Below are 16,299 nucleotides of genomic sequence, written 5' to 3' on the forward strand. Positions count from 1 at the left end.
ATGTCTAAGAAAGTTTTGACTGTATTTGTATTTGCAATGCTTGCGTTGTCGCTGGGAGGTTACCGTGTCTATCGTTATTATACCTCCCGGGTTCCCAATGAAACTGAGTATAAAAGGTTGGTTGTTCCTAAAGCGATTCAGCTTTATGAAATGGATTTCACCGGAAAAAGTGATCAGCCTGTAAAGAAGTATAAGATACTTCCTGCAAAGTCTGTGGTTTTGGTCGCGGTGAATGAATGGGCCTCCCATGACGACCTGGGGGATCTTAGAAAATTGAAAGGTTACGATGGAAAAGATAATATTTACGCCGAGGAGATTATCGGTAATTATTTACCGGAAAGTATGGTGAATGCACATGGATCTGGAAGACTGATGTATTACCAGATTTTTCCATTATCAGTTTATAATGAGATCCCGGGAAAGATTAAAACTTGTATTGCGGCTTATTTTCATGAGCATGATTTTCAGCGTACCAAGGAGTACCAGTTTACAGCCATTGCGGACAGGGCAGCGAAGGTTATGGCTTACGGTGATTTCACCGGAGACAATGGACAGGACATGGCCGTGCTATTGGAAAATAAAGATAAAACAGGTAGTAGACTTGTGATATTTCATGTAGATAAAAGCCAGGAGTGTCATGTAATTTTCACGACAGATCTATCCGGATTGTTTATCATTAAATCTCTTAAAAAGGGATCGCGTGTTTTTATGAATGATTATAACCTGGAAAGCGCGCCTTTAGATGGAATTATTATCAAGGACAAAGAAAATAAATATGCTATTATTTACGATTCGGATTATAAGAGTTTTAGGCAACACTATCAATATAGTGATCAGGAAATCAATGAATTAAAAGAGACGCAGCAGAAGCTGGAAGATGATGTAACTGATACTGTCGAATCCAGTTACTGATTCTGGTTACAATAAAAAACCTGCTTTATTTGCATTTTAAGGGATATTACCTATATTCGCCCAGCGTTAGGGGGGATACCAGAGTGGCCAAATGGGACAGACTGTAACTCTGTTGTCGCAAGACTTCGAAGGTTCGAATCCTTCTCCCCCCACTTTAATAAAAAAGCCTTTCAGTAAATAACTGAAAGGCTTTTCTTTTTTGATAACCCGGGGGTTTAACCACAGGGATGCTTATACTAAAAATGGTATCCGATACCACCCGACACTGTACGTGGTCTCATTGGTTCCAGTGTACTCCATCCTTTAAAGTATTCTTTGTTCGTCAGGTTGTCAACTTTTAACGAGAAAGTGAAATTGCCTGTGCCATATGATGCCGATGCGTTTAATATTGTATAAGAAGGGACAGTAAACACACCCACTGTTGCGTCATTCACGATCAGGTTTTTGCTGGCGTAATTTCCTCCAAAGCCAAATCCGAGACCTTTTGCAGCTCCGTTAAGTATTTTATAACTAATCCATCCGTTTACCAGGTCCTCAGGACCCGCGCTAGTAGGTCTTCTGCCTTCTGTTGCAACGCTTGCATTTGTTAATTTACTTTTGTTTTTAGTGTATCCTGCAGTTATGTTTAACCCCGGGAATGGGTTGGCGGTAAATTCAGCCTCAACACCTTTGCTATATTGTTCGCCACCTTGCGAATATTGATTCATACCGGTACTTAATACAATATTGGAAACTTTAATATCGTAGTAGCTTAATGAACCAGATAATTTTCCATCGAAGATGTCTGTTTTAATTCCTCCTTCGATTTGATTTGCATGTTCAGGTTTAAAGGTAGTTACTGTAGGGACGCCATTAATTTCTGCATTTACAGGAGCAACGTTACTAAAACCATTCATGTAATTTCCGAATACAGACAATTTATCCTGCAGGATTTGGTAAACTAAACCGAATTTTGGAGACCATGCGGTTTGACCGTACTTATCTGCCGCTGCTGTGCTTAAACCGCCATTTTGAAAACGATCAACACGTACACTCACCATACCGGAAAACTGAGAAGTGAAGTTCACTACGTTTGAAACATAAGCGCTGTACACTTCCTGTGTCGTTCTGCTGTTGCCACCATAACCTGCTGCGGCAATAGCTTCATCTGCACTTTGACGTGTTAAGACACCCGAATCTTCACCATTAGGCTTAACTGCACCAAGTGGCGCATAATTCGAGCTGTTACTGATTGAAGTTCTGTTAAAATAATCTAAACCAGCTACAATGCGGTTACGGATACTTCCAATGTGGAAATCGCCGGTGAAATTTTGTTGAATGTCAGTAGTTTCTGTATTGGTGTTTTGGTCGCTTATCCAGCGATCAAATATGCCATTGCTGGTTGTTTTATCGCCGGTCTTTTTGGTCCCTTCGAACAAATAAGAATAATAACCATCTGATTTTGCAGAACCTCTTGACACAACGGTCTGCGAATTCCACTGGTCACTGATCTTGTAATTCATCTGTGCCTGAACTGATGTTACCGGTGTTTTGATGCTCAAGTCATTGCTCGTAAAAGAGTTTTTAGGGTTATAACCGAGCTGAGCAACATTATTGTAGATCAATGGTGCACTTCTATTGAAGAACAGCATCGTAGGATTTGTTCCTTCAGCACGCAGGAATTGTGCATTTAATAGGAATGAAAGTCTGTCATTAACTTTATAAGACAGGGATGGTGCAATAAATGTCGACTTCCTGAATCCTGCATCCTGAAAACTATTTTCTTCCTGATACGCAGCGTTAACACGGAACAGTACTTTATGTTCTGCATCCAGCGGCGTATTCACATCAACGCTCAGTCTGTTTAATCCGTAACTTCCGGCTACATAATTTACGTCGGTTGACACTGCGTCAAAAGGTTGTTTGGTTACAGTGTTGATCAAACCACCATAAGAGATCAGGCTGCTGCCAAATAAAGTTCCGGAAGGCCCTTTGATTACTTCAATGCGTTCTATATTGGAAACGTCAAGACTTCCATTGGTTAAACCTGGTAAACCGTTAACCAATGTCGGTTGTACTGCAAAGCCTCTTAAAGAGAAATAACCAGCTCCGTCACCACCGCGACCCGTTGATGACCACAATTTATCTACCCCCGGTGCATTCTTTAAAGCATCATCGAAATTAGTGATTACCTGTTCTTTCAGGAGTTCTTTAGATACCACGGAATAGACCTGCGGGTTTTCCAGGTTTTTTAAAGGCATTTTAGCCACAAATTCACTTTCTTTAACTGCAAATTTGTTCTTTTTACCTCCGCTGACAATCACTTCTTTCAGCTGCTCGTTTGACGCTTGTAAACCAAGTTGAACGGTCGAAGTTTCACCGGCCGTCACAAAAACCGATTTTGTATCGGCTTTTAAGCCTACTAGTTTTGCAGTGATCATATAATCTCCTGCTGGAATATTCTTTAGCGTAAAGTTTCCATTTCTGTCTGTCGTTGCATTAGCTACTCCGCGAATACTCACCTCTGCGGATTCTACAGCTCCGCCGTCGCTGGTAACTACTGTTCCCTTTATAATTCCCGTTTTCGATTGTGCAAAGGAAATCACGCCCGTGAACAGCAGGATAAGTGTCATTAAATAAAATTTAAAGTATTTGTTTTGCATTTTGTGTATGTGTTGTTTAGAATGATTTTAAACTGCAAAACTACAATAAGACTTGAGTGTGTAACAATACTATTGAGATTCATTTTAAATAAGACATAATTATGACAAAACTGAATAGGGGTAAATCCAGTCGTCAGATTCAAGCGAGCGATTATGGTTAAATTAATGTTAATTGATATCTTCATTTAAAGCACTTTACTTAACATATGGTTCATATAGGAAGGCGTCCTTTGCATCATGTCATACTATTCTTGCAAATCTATCAGCAGATTGCTGTGCGTAATTTTACTGTCTGCCCTGATCTATAGCAACGCTTTCGCGGCCGAAGATCCTGCCATTAAACTCAAATACACCCTAGCCTTGAGTAAACAGTATCCTGACTCGGCATTTTTGATCTTAAAGAAATTATACGGGCAGGCTCAGCTCAGTAATGATCAAAGGAGCTCAGGAATTTGTCTCCAGCAAATGGGAGAGATATCGAGTGCACAAGGGCATTTTTCACAGTCATTAGATTATTTTCAGCAAGCCTACAAAATATATGAGCAGGTTGGAGACCGGAATCTGCTTGCTCATAATTTTAATGATATGGGTAATTTATACTATCAGAATCTGGATAAAGTATCCTCCCGTAAACAATACGATAAAGCACTTCAGTTGTATCAAACCTTGAATAACCGGGTTGGTTTGGGCGAAACTTATGGTAATATTGGTCATTTATATGAAAAAGAGCAGCGTTACGATAGCGCTTTTTATTATCAAAAGCTTGCGTTAAGTGCGTATCAGCACGCGGATCATAAAGCTGGTATGGCAAAGATCTACGAAAACCTGGGAAGTATATTCGAAGATCTGGTTCGTTATGATTCTGCAAGATATTATTTTGATCATTCCCTTCAGCTTTATCAATCCGTAAATAATCAGGTTTCCAGCATTGAAGTGATGAATAACATTGGTGATATTCTACGTAAGACAGGGGATTATAAACAAGGGCTGCGTTATTCTCAAAAAGCACTTATAATGGCTGTGGATACTAAAAATGAATATCAGCAAGCTTCAGCTTACAGGGATATTGCCAAAGCATACAATCTGATGGGCAAAAATGACAGTGCTTTTCATTACCTGGAACTTAGCCGTAAGCACCTGCTTAATATATATTCTACGCAGAACAACAGGCAGATGTCATTCCTGAATATTGTATACGATACCGACAAAAAGAACGATGAGATTGCTGCGCTTGAAAACGGTCGTAAAGTGAATATTATAGTTACTGTTTCTATTGTGGTAGTTGTGATTTTATTAATTGTAATGGGATTGCTGACGATTTCCAGGCAACGGCTGAAGCTGAGAGAAAATAATGCCGTGGTGGAAAAAAATAAACAGCTTTCTCTTGCCCAGCAAACGCAGCTTGAGTTAAAAACGAAAGAGCTGACTACCCATACGCTACAGGTAATTCAACATAATCAGTTCCTGGAAAGTATGCGTAATACAATGGAAGAGATGATCAAAGAGGAGAAAAGAGATCAGAAGAAACAGATGCAACAATTAGTTAAGCAGATCATGCAGCATATGAATCAGGATCAGCAATGGAAAGATTTCACAGAAATGTTTGAGCAGCTGCATCAGTCCTTTTTTGACAAACTGAAAGCAAAGGGCGAAAATCTGACGGTTAATGACATGCGTCTGATTGCGCTAATTAAAATGAATATGAATGCCAGGGATATGGCTGTCATCTTTGGAATATCGCAGGATAGTTTACGCATGGCCAGATACAGACTTCGAAAGAAACTTAACATAGCTGAAGGTGATAACCTGACAACATTTATACAGGCTGTATAGACTTAGAATCTTCCGGATTCTACTACTTAACAATTTGTTAATGTTACGCTAACTGAATGGTAATGGTGCTTTTGTCTTTTGTAAGTATTTGTTTTCCAGTTTATTGCATGCTGGTTGTCTATGCTGTATGCGCTTCGTATACAGCCTTGTATACGCTGTTGACGCTTTGTATACGGTGATAATTTGACGCTTCAATAAACACCCTGCACATTTGAGGAATAGTTGTAAAAACAGCAAACGACTTTAAAATCTCAATTCAAAATGAAACCAATTTTTAAGATTATTTTATGCTTCTTTCTAAGTATTACTGTCGCAAAAGCGAGTAATATAAAGGGGCATGTGTACGACAAGAAAACAGGTGAGGCACTAGTTGGTGCTTCTGTCAGATTGGAAAACACAGACAAAGTTACCATGACCGGTCTGGATGGGTCATTTGAATTTAAGAAGGTGAAGGCAGGTCTCGCGGTTTTAAAAGTGTCGTATGTAACTTATCAAACTTTTACCAGGCAGTTGAATGTACTTGATGAAGACAATCCTTCGATCCAGATTTATCTGAGTGACGCCAATGGAAATGACCTGAATGAAGTGGTTATTGGTGCCAAACATGACGGGGCCTCAGAACGCACAGCCAGAAAACTGGAGCAGAAAGCCATGCAGGTTACGAATGTCGTATCTGGCAGGGCAATGGAAATCTCCCCGGATCTGACTGTGGCGAATGTAGTTCAGCGTGTTTCTGGTGTATCTATTGAACGAAGCAGTAATGGTGGTGGACAATATGCTATCCTGCGGGGTATGGACAAACGCTATAATTATACCCTGGTTAACGGGATTAAAATTGCAAGTTCTGATGATAAATTCCGGTATGTACCACTGGATGTGTTCCCGACAGAATTATTACAACGTCTGGAGGTTTATAAATCGCTAACTCCAAATATGGAAGGTGACGCCGTGGGTGGAGTTATCAATATGGTTATGAAAGATGCACCCGCTAAACTGGAAATTAATGCTAATCTGGCAGGGGGATACAACCAGATGTTGCTGGACCGTAAATTTCTGTCTTTCGATGCTGGCGCGCTGAATGCTAAATCACCTTATGAAATAAATGGGAAAAACTATAATTCTAAATCGGGTGATTTCTCCAATGGAGCAGTAGATTATAAGGCTAAACAGCCAGCTCCTAATGTAGTCGGTGGATTGTCGATAGGCCAGCGGTTTCTGGATAATCGGCTGGGCGTAATCATTGCAGGAAGTTATCAGAATAATTATACCGCGACTAACAGTACTTTTTATAACTCTACGGTAGCTGGAACAGATGCAGTTTCCAGAATTACTTCCCAGGATTACCGTCAGTACAGTGAGCAGCAGAAAAGATACGGGTTGCACGGCAAAATAGATTATACGCTGAATAAAAATAATAAGCTGGCATTGGTAAACTCGTATGTTAACCTAACCAGTATTCAGACCAGAGATGTGCTGAATACCAATTTCTCCAATGCAGACTATAACCCCGGAGCCGGGAATGCACAACTCACTTATCAAACCCGCTCACGATTAGCTGAACAACAGATTTACAATACCACTTTACAGGGGGAACATAAACTGTTCAATGAAAAACTAAAGATTAACTGGTCTGGTGTATATTCTTCAGCGAAAAACGATGTTCCGGAAGAAACTTCAGTTACATTAAACGGGCTCAGAACTAATTTCCTAGATCAAAGAACTACGGCTTCCAAAAGTACGCGCCGGTGGTCAAGAAATACAGATGAAGATAAAGCAGGATACCTTGATCTTACCTACTCCGCAGCTATTGCAGGCCTGAAAGTTGATTTTACAGCCGGTGGCTTGTACCGCGATAAACAAAGAAGCAGCTTTTATAACAACTACGTATTTGAGCCATCTGCACCTAAGTCACTTTATGGTGTTGATTTTAATAATTATACTGAGATTAACTGGGATATTCAGAATCCTAAAGGTGCAGTAGCCAATTCGCTTACTTACAATGCTTCGGAGAAAACGACAGCCGGTTATGGGATGTTCAACGTTAAAATAGAGGATCTAGAGGTAGTAGGAGGGGTCAGAGTCGAGCATACCAACCAGGGATATGACCTGTTGTTCCCTGCAGGAGAAAGCAAACCAAAAGGCAGCCAGGTTTATACAGATGTACTTCCAAGTTTAAATCTGAAATATGGATTGACAGCGCAACAGAACTTGAGAGCCAGTTATTTCCGCTCGCTGAACAGACCTGGTTTTTATGAGATCGTACCTTCGAAAGTTGTTTACGAAGAATACACAGAACGTGGAAACCCCGATCTGAAGCGTGCTATAGCAGATAATTTCGACCTGCGGTATGAATTTTTTCCAAATAGCTCTGATCAGCTTTTAATTGGAGGATTCTATAAAAACATTCAGGATCCTATTGAATACACGATTCAGGCAGATACCCGCGGAGACCTTTATTACAGTGCCGGCAATTTCGGTAATGCTAAGAACTATGGATTAGAACTGGATTATGTGAAGTTCATCAGCAAATTTGGTTTCAAAGCCAATTACACATACACGCATTCACGTATTACAACCAGCAAAACCAGCCGAATCAGAAACAGTGCAGGAGATCTGGAAACTATCTCTGTAGAACAAACAAGACCACTTTACGGCCAGGCAGCACATATTGCGAACCTTTCTCTCTTATATAAAGATACTCAAAACGGCTGGGATGCACAGCTTGCCGGATCCTATACCGGTGACAGAATTAATACTGTTTCCCAGTTTGTCGATAATGATTTGTGGCAGAAAGGTTTCATCCAGATGGACGCTTCAGTTGAAAAGAAATTCAAGAATAAAATAAGCGTCTTTATAAAAGCCGGAAATCTATTGAACACGCCGACGACCTTATTTATTAAGGGTGTAAATGCTGTAAATGCAGGACTTCCTGACCAGAAAGACGGAAAGAATGAAACCCTGATCCGCAAAGACTATTACGAGCAGACCTATTTACTGGGCTTACGTTACAAATTATAAATAAAGCATAATCAAAAAAGCTATGAAAACTAAATCATTTATCCTCTCTCTGCTGATGGCTGTGGTGTTCCTGAATGCCTGCAAGAAAGCAAACGTGGATGTAGATACTTCAACTTCAGTGACTGATAACAGCGGTGTTTCGGGAGAGGTTTACGGAATTTGGACTAAAGGCAGTGTGATCAGAGTGACCGGAGATATTATTGTTCCGGAGAACAAAACACTGACTATTGAAGAAGGTGTAATTGTAATTATGGATACGCTGGCCAGTCCGGAGATTATTCTGAAGGGCAATCTTTATGCACTGGGTACCGCGGCCAATCCTGTGAAATTTACAGTAGAAGAAAATTACCGTAATGAAGCTCATAAATTCGGAAAACTATGGGGAGGCCTGCTGGCTGCAAAGACCTGTACAGAAATGGTATTGGACAACACTATTATTGAATACGGTGGTGCAACCACTACTGAAGCTTCCACTTCGGTTAAATTAGGCCTGTACAAAGCAGTGAGTGGTGAAAACACGCCAGCAATATGGTTTTCGAATACGACAGGAAAGCTAGTGGTAACCAACAGTACATTCAGGCATTTTTATGATGACTGTACTTATCTGGAAGGTGGACATATCATATTTGCCAACAATAAATTTTATACGACTGGTCTTACTGGCGGTGAGGGTATCAACATTAAGTCTGGTGTTCTGGCAGATGTTGCTTATAACTTGTTTTACTCCACCAATACGAATGCGCTGAAGTTATCTAATGCAGGCGGTCGTTCACCACAGGCCCATGTTGTCGCTTATAACAATACAATGGTGAATACAGGATGGAGAAGACCTACTGCAAAAGGTGGTTCTGTCTGGCTGGAGACCAGTGTAAACGTAGAGTTATATAATAACTTATTTGCGAATACACGTTTTGGGATAAAAAGGAATACCAAAGACGCAGAAGACGCACGTTCAATTTTTAAAAATTCGCTTTATTACGGTTACAGACAGGATATAGTGTCACAGTTTCAGCCAGCTTCAGATATAGTTGCCGGTAAAAATGATGTTATCGGTGCTCTGGCCGGACAAAACGATCCTCTTTTTGTGAATTATCCAGTTACAACAGCGACTGATAATCCAACATTTAATGAAAACTGGGATTTTCATTTGAAAGTTGGTTCTGCAGCATTAAATGCCGGAACCAAAGATTTCAGCCGCAACTTTCCTGACGGTCTGACCCTGAATGGTGTAGTGTATACCACACCGGAACCTGCTTCTTACATTGGTGCATTTGGTGCCAACTAATATTTTATCTATGATCTTATCTAAATCAATAAACTTTTTAATGCTGGCGCCTTTATTCCTGGCGGCATGCAGTCCAAAATTATCCAGTGTTCCTGCAGGTATTACTGTGAGCAGGGGCACTATAAAACCTGCAGTTATTTCTGAAAAGGTAGGCTTTGACTCAGACGATCCTGCGATCTGGGTAAATCCTGCGGATCCTTCAAAGAGTCTGGTCATCGGGACAGATAAGTCAGTTAACGGGGCCTTGTATGTATTCAACCTGGAGGGTAAAATCCAGGCGGACCTAACGGTAAAAGATTTAAAGAGACCGAATAATGTTGACGTCGCTTATGGTTTAAAACTAAATGGGGTATCTACGGATATCGCGATTACTACAGAACGGTTCACGCATCAGCTGCGGATTTTTTCTTTACCGGATATGAAACCTGTTGATGGAGGTGGTATCCCTGTATTTGAAGGCGAAACTGGTATAGAATATCGTGATCTGATGGGAATTGCTGTTTACACAGCTAAATCAGGAAAGTTATATGCAATAGTAGGCCGTAAAACAGGACCGGTAGATGGTAGCTATCTATGGCAATATTTATTATCAGATAATGGGAACGGGCAGGTCAAAGCAACGCTGGTCAGGAAATTTGGTGCCTACAGTGGAAAAAAAGAAATCGAAGCTATTGCTGTGGATAATGAGCTGGGTTATATTTACTATTCTGATGAGCAGCATGGTGTCAGACAATATTATGCAGACCCGGAAAAGGGAAATCAGGAGTTAGCATTGTTCGGCACAACCGGTTTTGCAGACGACCATGAAGGTATTTCTATCTATAAAACATCTGCTTCCAAAGGTTATATTTTGGTTTCGGATCAGGGAGTGAACAGGTTCCAGATTTTTAGAAGAGAGTCTGGTGCCGATGGTAAGTTCGACCATCAGTTGCTCAAAATTGTTAAAGTTGCAGCAAGACACAGTGATGGGTCTGAGGTTGTAAATGTGCCGTTAAATGAAACATTCAAACATGGCCTTTTCGTAGCTATGAGTGATGACAGGACTTTTCATTTCTACAGATGGGAAGATATTGCAGGGAAAGAACTGGATATAAACGGAGTTAAATAAACTCAGAGAATATGTACAGATCAAATCACATAAATTATAAAAGTAGTAACAGGATCTTTTGTATTCTGCTGCCGCTGGTTATGCTTTTTTCAGGAATGGCTGTTGCGCAAAAGAAAGAAAAAGGAGCGCCTGCAGAACCTGTAAAGCTCATTCGCGGCCCCTATTTGCAGGTGGCAAGCAGTACAGGTATTCACATCCGTTGGAGAACTGACCTTTCTGTAAGAAGTAGGGTGCGTTACGGTACTTCAGCCGCAAATCTGGATCAGTCCGTGCAGGATCTCAAACTGGTTACTGAACATGAATTGAAAATAGACGGGCTGAAGCCACTTACTAAATATTATTATTCAATTGGCGGACTAAAGGATACTTTGCAGGGAAACGAACACAACTTCTTTACCACGCTACCTGAACCCGGCAAACCCGGACACTACCGGATTGCAGCATTCGGGGACTGCGGAGATAACTCCATTAACCAGCGTCAGGTTAAAAAAGAAATGCTCAGTTACCTCGGAGAAAATGAACTTAATGCCTGGATTTTACTGGGAGACAATGCTTATCAGGATGGGACAGATGCCGAGTATCAAACTAAGTTTTTTAATGTTTATAAAGATGACCTGCTGAAAAAGTATCCGCTGTTCCCCACGCCAGGAAATCACGACTATCATGATACCGATCTGAGTGCTAAATATGCTCAGGAAACGCATGAGACAGCATACTATCAGAACTTTTCTATGCCAACTGCGGGAGAATCCGGCGGCGTGCCCTCTCATACGCAGGCTTTTTATTCTTTTGATGTCGGGAACATCCATTTCTTATCTCTGGATTCTTATGGAAAGGAAGACAAAGCTTACAGATTGTATGATACTATAGGACCACAGGTACAATGGATTAAAAAGGATCTGGCGGCGAATAAAAATAAGGACTGGATAATTGCATTCTGGCATCATCCGCCTTATACTATGGGGTCCCATAATTCAGATGAGGAAGAAGAACTGGTTAAAATTAGAGAAAACTTTATTAAGGTTATAGAGCGCGCCGGGGTAGATATCGTATTGAACGGACACAGCCATGGTTACGAACGCAGCAAATTGATGCGGGGACATTATGGAATGGAAAATACGTTTGACCCCAAGAAACATAATATAAGTAACTCTTCTGGAAGAAATGACCGAAGCAGGAACTCCGCGCCCTATACTAAAACGATCAAGAAAAATAATGGCACGGTCTACGTAGTGAGCGGTTCGGCGGGCAAATTGGGCGGGAAGCAGACCGGTTATCCGCATGATGCAATGTACTTTTCTGATGCTGATCATGGAGGCGCATGTTTCTTGGATGTGCAGGATAAGCGTCTGGAGCTAAAATGGATTTGTGCCGATGGGGTCGTGAGAGACCAGTTTACGATGATTAAAGAATAAACCTGGAATGAAGGTCAATAAACTCAAAATGTTGCTCGTTACCGCGCTGTGGATAACCTGCCTATGCATTTTTTCCAGTCTGAAGACCGCAGACCAAAGGATTGGGTTAAACCATACGATCGGCATTTTTAAGGAAGGGACTGCCGGTTTTGGACAGTCCCTTTTTGAGCTGTAGGCAGCTGTATCAGTTTTAAACAGCCAGGATACGCGAACAATTGCAAATGCCAGGGCTGCGCTCACCAAATCTAGATTGGCCTATAAAAGGATTGAGTTTTTTATGGATTATTTCTTTGAGAGCTCCGGATTAATTTATAACCGGCCGGCAAAAGTTGAGGTTGATGAACCTTATATGGAATATCAGGAGCCATCCGGTTTCCAGGTAATCGAAGCCTTATTATTTGATGAAGATCCGGCCGGGCATCGCAAAGCATTACTGGAACAGGCAGAGTTGCTGATATCTTCGGCAGCCGACCTGAATTCACTATTGTACAGCTTTGATGGTAAAGATGAGGAGATACTGGAAAGTATTCGGTTGGAACTGCTTAAAGTTATTACGCTGGGTATTACAGGATATGATGCACCAGAGCTCAAAACCGGTATTTCTGAAGCCTATCAATCTATTGATATCATCAAAAAGGTACTGACACCTTATCTCAGTTCTGCAGAAAATACAGATGGTAAGCTCTCCCTGTCTTTAAGCAGTACCCTTGCTTACCTTAAAGTACATACAAATTTCGATCAGTTTGACCGGATGGAATTCTTAACTATTTATGCACTTCCTTTGCAGGAGAAATTAGGCAATTTTATTCGTGAAAGAGGGTTGGAGGCCAACTATAAAAGTATATTAAACTATAAGGCGAGTCATATATTCAGTCCGGATGCTCTACCTGCATCGGCATTTAATGATGTATCGGCTGCAGATTTAGGAAAAGGGAAACACGCTGATGAAATGAAAGTGACTTTGGGTAAGCGGTTATTTGCCGAAAAGATACTCTCGGGAAACTTGAAAAGAAGCTGTATTTCCTGTCATAATCCGGCGAAATATTTTAGCGATGGGCTAAAGACAAGCCTTGCTTTTAATGAAGAGTCTTTTGTGAAACGAAACGCGCCTACTTTATTATATGCGGGTTTTCAATATGCCCAGTTTTGGGACGGGCGCGTTAAAACCTTGGCCGGGCAGATTAAAGAAGTGATTGCGAATCCATCAGAGATGAATGGAGAGCATAAAGTCATTGTGGCTTCCCTGAAAAAGAATGCGGGTTATCAGATCGCATTTCAGCAGTCCTTCCCAGCGGCTGCAGACCCTTTGAATATGAATAATCTCGCGGAGGCTCTGGCTGCCTATCTCAGTACGCTCTCTCCTAGGAACTCCGCTTTTGACCGTTATATGGCTGGTGACAGATCCGCAATGAATAAGCAGCAGTTGAATGGATTTAACCTGTTTATGGGGAAAGGGCAGTGCGGCAGCTGTCATTTTGCTCCATTATTTAACGGATTGATACCACCGCTTTACAAACGGACGGAGTTTGAGGTATTGGGTACACCGGCTAACGCCGATTTCGATCGTTTAGTTCCAGACCAGGATGCTGGGCGCTTTGGGTTTTTTCCGATTTCATATTATCAGGGTGCATTTAAAACTCCTACGGTAAGAAATACCGCTAAAACTGCCCCATACATGCATAACGGTGCATTCGAAGATTTGGAAAAAGTAGTCGAATTTTATAACCAGGGCGGCGGAGCCGGACTCCGTTTAGAGGTACCCGGCCAAACACTTTCCGCTAAGCCGCTTAACCTGTCGAAAAAAGAAGTGCAGGAAATAGTTGCCTTTATGGAGAGCCTGACAGATAATTTGAATACAGTTTCTAACACTTTGCCACAAGTGCGTTAATTCGACCCTTGGTAATCAAGCAGGGATCTATAATTCCTAACAGAAAGAAAGCTATTATTAACATTCTTAATGTGTTTTGCACAACTTATTCACAACTGATGTTAGTATTCTGTTTTTTTATTATTCCTGCTAATGTTATTAACATTTTGTTCCACAGTTTAAATTGTATTATCATTTGATTTATAGTTATTTATATCTTTATTAAGAGAGTAGTTAACATCTTATTAACAATTCTATGTGAGGCGAATTAGCCTATGTAAGAATGTAGTTACTTTAAAACAGTTTCTCATTTTTTCAAAGATTTGGATTAGGTTTGAACTGCGGATTAACGAAAAGAAATTGTTTTCTTAACTTTTAACTCGATTTTAATGTTAAATTCAGATATTGGGATATGATTAAGGACAAGGATAGAACCTTCAGCGAGAAACAAATTCATCTAATTAAAACCAGTGAAAAATTGTTTGCCGAAGTCGGCTATGCTGAAACCTCTCTCAGAATTATTGCGAAAGAGTCCAGAATGAATTCTGCAATGGTGTCTTATTACTTCGGATCGAAGGAAAAGTTAATGCAGGCTATTCTGGAATACAGAACCATTAATATGGCCAAAGTATTTAATGCATATGATGAGCTTGCTGAGGACCCCCTTAATACAATTCTATTCCTGTTGGATCTCTATGTCGACAAAATCTTCGAACAGAAATATTTCTACCGTCTTTTATTTCAGCTGCAGTCAACGCTGAAGGATGAATCTGTAATGGAGCACTTTAATAATATGCGTTTGCGGAACTTCAAAGTATTGATTAATGTTTTCCAGCATGGCGCAGAGAAGGGCGAATTTAAATCTGATATTGATACTACATTTTTATTGAGTACAATCTATGGTTCCCTGAATGCAATGATCTTTAATAAAGATTATTACAGAAAAGTGAATGGATTTGATACGCTATCTGACGAAGATTATGTGAAATTATTTAAGAAAAGAGCTAAAGCACATATCAGGGACATTGTTCTCGCAATTATTAAGAAATAAAATATTCACGAATTTGCTGGGATAACGAAATTACCAATAATTTTGTCCGGAATAAATTAGATCTTAATCCATTGCCAAATGAAAGAACCAGGTTCTGTAACCTCATTGGATCTCATCCGTAAAATCTATCCGCGAGCTAATCCTGCGGAACAATCTGTTAACCTGTTATATGATATCATCCGGCAGAAGCTCGACCTCAAACCTGAGCAAATTCTCCATGCCGACAGTATTTGCTGTGACGAAGTCAACACGCTTCAGTATCCTGCAGCAGCTTCAGAAATGATTGGTGCTTTTAAAATGGGTGGTCTTTCAGGATATCCTTTTGCCGGACTCGCGGCATTGAATACTGCTGCGCAACATATTCCGGAGCATGGAGCCATGCTCATTAGTTATGGCCCGCATATCGGTGTTAATCATAAAGGGGTAGCTGGTGAACTCAGAAGAACCGGACAGTGTGGTGATTCTATCTGTTGTGGTGCGGTAATTTCTTCGCTGCAAAAGATAAAAGAGAAATTAACCATTTCCGATCTCAACCCGGAGGATAATTATCAGATTAACCGTGTACAGCAGATTTTGTTGAAATCTGAAAACCGGCTTATGACTGCGGATAATCCGATCATAGAAGCAACTGCAGTCATGTACGAAGCGATTGATGAGAAGATCCAGGACCTCATTAGCAAAAGTGAGTTAGGTGTCAGGCATGTGTTTATTGCTGGGATGATCCTGATTAATGGAGATTTTGATCAGGGTGCCTATTATCAGTATAAACGACTGGAACACCTGGATACATTAAACAATACCAGGGTAAGCTGGCTGGAGGAATTCAATTCAAAAGCAGAATGAAATATATAACAAAGGCCTCTGCTACAGCAGAGGCCTTTGTCGTTAAACCCATTTTCTTTGGAAGGGGGTATTTTAGAATTTCCAGCGGACAAAAGCTTCCATGGCCTCATATTCAGCAAGCCCGAGCTCGTCATAAGCCCTTGCTGTTTCCCTGTTCCGGTCTTCTGCCCTTTCCCAGAATTCCCGGGCATCATCTCCGGGGAATACGGCTCTGTCTTTCTGGGATTGATGTTTGAAAATCGCATATTTCTTTTTCTCCAGTTCCTGAGGGCTAAGCGGTACGGCCATTTCAATTTCATGGGTATCGTATTCCAGCCATGCCCCG

Annotated in this window: 10 protein-coding genes, 1 tRNA gene and 1 pseudogene; 10 read left to right on the forward strand and 2 right to left on the reverse strand. The window is 40.9% G+C overall.

Annotated elements, in window-relative coordinates:
- Together BLR53_RS16700 and BLR53_RS16705 are read left to right on the forward strand one after the other, a co-directional pair.
- Window positions 1-912, forward strand: a complete 912-nt coding sequence (locus BLR53_RS16700) for a hypothetical protein (RefSeq protein WP_074591348.1) — start codon at window positions 1-3, stop codon at window positions 910-912.
- Between the two features lie 69 nt (window positions 913-981).
- Window positions 982-1,064 (forward strand) — tRNA-Tyr (locus BLR53_RS16705).
- 84 nt (window positions 1,065-1,148) lie between these two features.
- Here BLR53_RS16705 and BLR53_RS16710 read toward each other — a convergent pair.
- The gene (locus BLR53_RS16710; protein WP_244889561.1) at window positions 1,149-3,524 is read right to left on the reverse strand and encodes a TonB-dependent receptor; all 2,376 of its coding nucleotides are present in this window, start codon (window positions 3,522-3,524) and stop codon (window positions 1,149-1,151) included.
- A gap of 267 nt (window positions 3,525-3,791) precedes the next feature.
- Between BLR53_RS16710 and BLR53_RS16715 the strand changes: the two genes are divergently transcribed.
- The 8 genes from BLR53_RS16715 (at window position 3,792) to BLR53_RS16750 (ending at window position 15,974) form a co-directional block, all read left to right on the forward strand.
- Window positions 3,792-5,387 carry a tetratricopeptide repeat protein gene (locus BLR53_RS16715; RefSeq protein ID WP_074591352.1) on the forward strand — a complete coding sequence of 532 codons (1,596 nt, stop codon included), beginning with the start codon at window positions 3,792-3,794 and terminating at the stop codon, window positions 5,385-5,387.
- 261 nt (window positions 5,388-5,648) lie between these two features.
- The gene (locus tag BLR53_RS16720; protein ID WP_074591355.1) at window positions 5,649-8,405 is read left to right on the forward strand and encodes a TonB-dependent receptor; all 2,757 of its coding nucleotides are present in this window, start codon (window positions 5,649-5,651) and stop codon (window positions 8,403-8,405) included.
- 22 nt (window positions 8,406-8,427) lie between these two features.
- Window positions 8,428-9,690 carry a right-handed parallel beta-helix repeat-containing protein gene (locus tag BLR53_RS16725; RefSeq protein ID WP_037437688.1) on the forward strand — a complete coding sequence of 421 codons (1,263 nt, stop codon included), beginning with the start codon at window positions 8,428-8,430 and terminating at the stop codon, window positions 9,688-9,690.
- Between the two features lie 10 nt (window positions 9,691-9,700).
- A complete protein-coding gene (locus BLR53_RS16730; protein ID WP_244889562.1) occupies window positions 9,701-10,798 on the forward strand; it encodes a phytase in 1,098 nt (365 codons plus the stop codon).
- 11 nt (window positions 10,799-10,809) lie between these two features.
- Window positions 10,810-12,213, forward strand: a complete 1,404-nt coding sequence (locus BLR53_RS16735) for a purple acid phosphatase family protein (protein WP_083332116.1) — start codon at window positions 10,810-10,812, stop codon at window positions 12,211-12,213.
- Between the two features lie 277 nt (window positions 12,214-12,490).
- The gene (locus tag BLR53_RS16740) at window positions 12,491-14,101 is read left to right on the forward strand and encodes a cytochrome-c peroxidase (RefSeq protein WP_218122995.1); all 1,611 of its coding nucleotides are present in this window, start codon (window positions 12,491-12,493) and stop codon (window positions 14,099-14,101) included.
- A gap of 391 nt (window positions 14,102-14,492) precedes the next feature.
- A complete protein-coding gene (locus tag BLR53_RS16745) occupies window positions 14,493-15,131 on the forward strand; it encodes a TetR/AcrR family transcriptional regulator (protein ID WP_074591359.1) in 639 nt (212 codons plus the stop codon).
- A gap of 78 nt (window positions 15,132-15,209) precedes the next feature.
- On the forward strand, window positions 15,210-15,974 hold the full coding sequence (locus BLR53_RS16750; protein WP_074591362.1) for a hypothetical protein: 765 nt from the start codon (window positions 15,210-15,212) through the stop codon (window positions 15,972-15,974).
- A gap of 72 nt (window positions 15,975-16,046) precedes the next feature.
- Here BLR53_RS16750 and BLR53_RS16755 read toward each other — a convergent pair.
- A pseudogene (locus BLR53_RS16755) lies at window positions 16,047-16,299 on the reverse strand (glucosamine-6-phosphate deaminase); the annotation flags it as partial.

This window comes from Pedobacter antarcticus (genome assembly GCF_900103515.1).
Taxonomy (GTDB): domain Bacteria; phylum Bacteroidota; class Bacteroidia; order Sphingobacteriales; family Sphingobacteriaceae; genus Pedobacter; species Pedobacter antarcticus.

Bases quoted from the DNA above. Each gene is read 5' to 3' on its own strand.
- BLR53_RS16745 (WP_074591359.1), top strand. From the start codon at position 14,493: ATGATTAAGGACAAGGATAGAACCTTCAGCGAGAAACAAATTCATCTA.
- BLR53_RS16750 (WP_074591362.1), top strand. From the start codon at position 15,210: ATGAAAGAACCAGGTTCTGTAACCTCATTGGATCTCATCCGTAAAATC.
- BLR53_RS16715 (WP_074591352.1), top strand. From the start codon at position 3,792: ATGTCATACTATTCTTGCAAATCTATCAGCAGATTGCTGTGCGTAATT.
- BLR53_RS16735 (WP_083332116.1), top strand. From the start codon at position 10,810: ATGTACAGATCAAATCACATAAATTATAAAAGTAGTAACAGGATCTTT.
- BLR53_RS16700 (WP_074591348.1), top strand. From the start codon at position 1: ATGTCTAAGAAAGTTTTGACTGTATTTGTATTTGCAATGCTTGCGTTG.
- BLR53_RS16710 (WP_244889561.1), bottom strand. From the start codon at position 3,524: ATGACACTTATCCTGCTGTTCACGGGCGTGATTTCCTTTGCACAATCG.
- BLR53_RS16720 (WP_074591355.1), top strand. From the start codon at position 5,649: ATGAAACCAATTTTTAAGATTATTTTATGCTTCTTTCTAAGTATTACT.
- BLR53_RS16730 (WP_244889562.1), top strand. From the start codon at position 9,701: ATGATCTTATCTAAATCAATAAACTTTTTAATGCTGGCGCCTTTATTC.
- BLR53_RS16725 (WP_037437688.1), top strand. From the start codon at position 8,428: ATGAAAACTAAATCATTTATCCTCTCTCTGCTGATGGCTGTGGTGTTC.
- BLR53_RS16740 (WP_218122995.1), top strand. From the start codon at position 12,491: ATGGATTATTTCTTTGAGAGCTCCGGATTAATTTATAACCGGCCGGCA.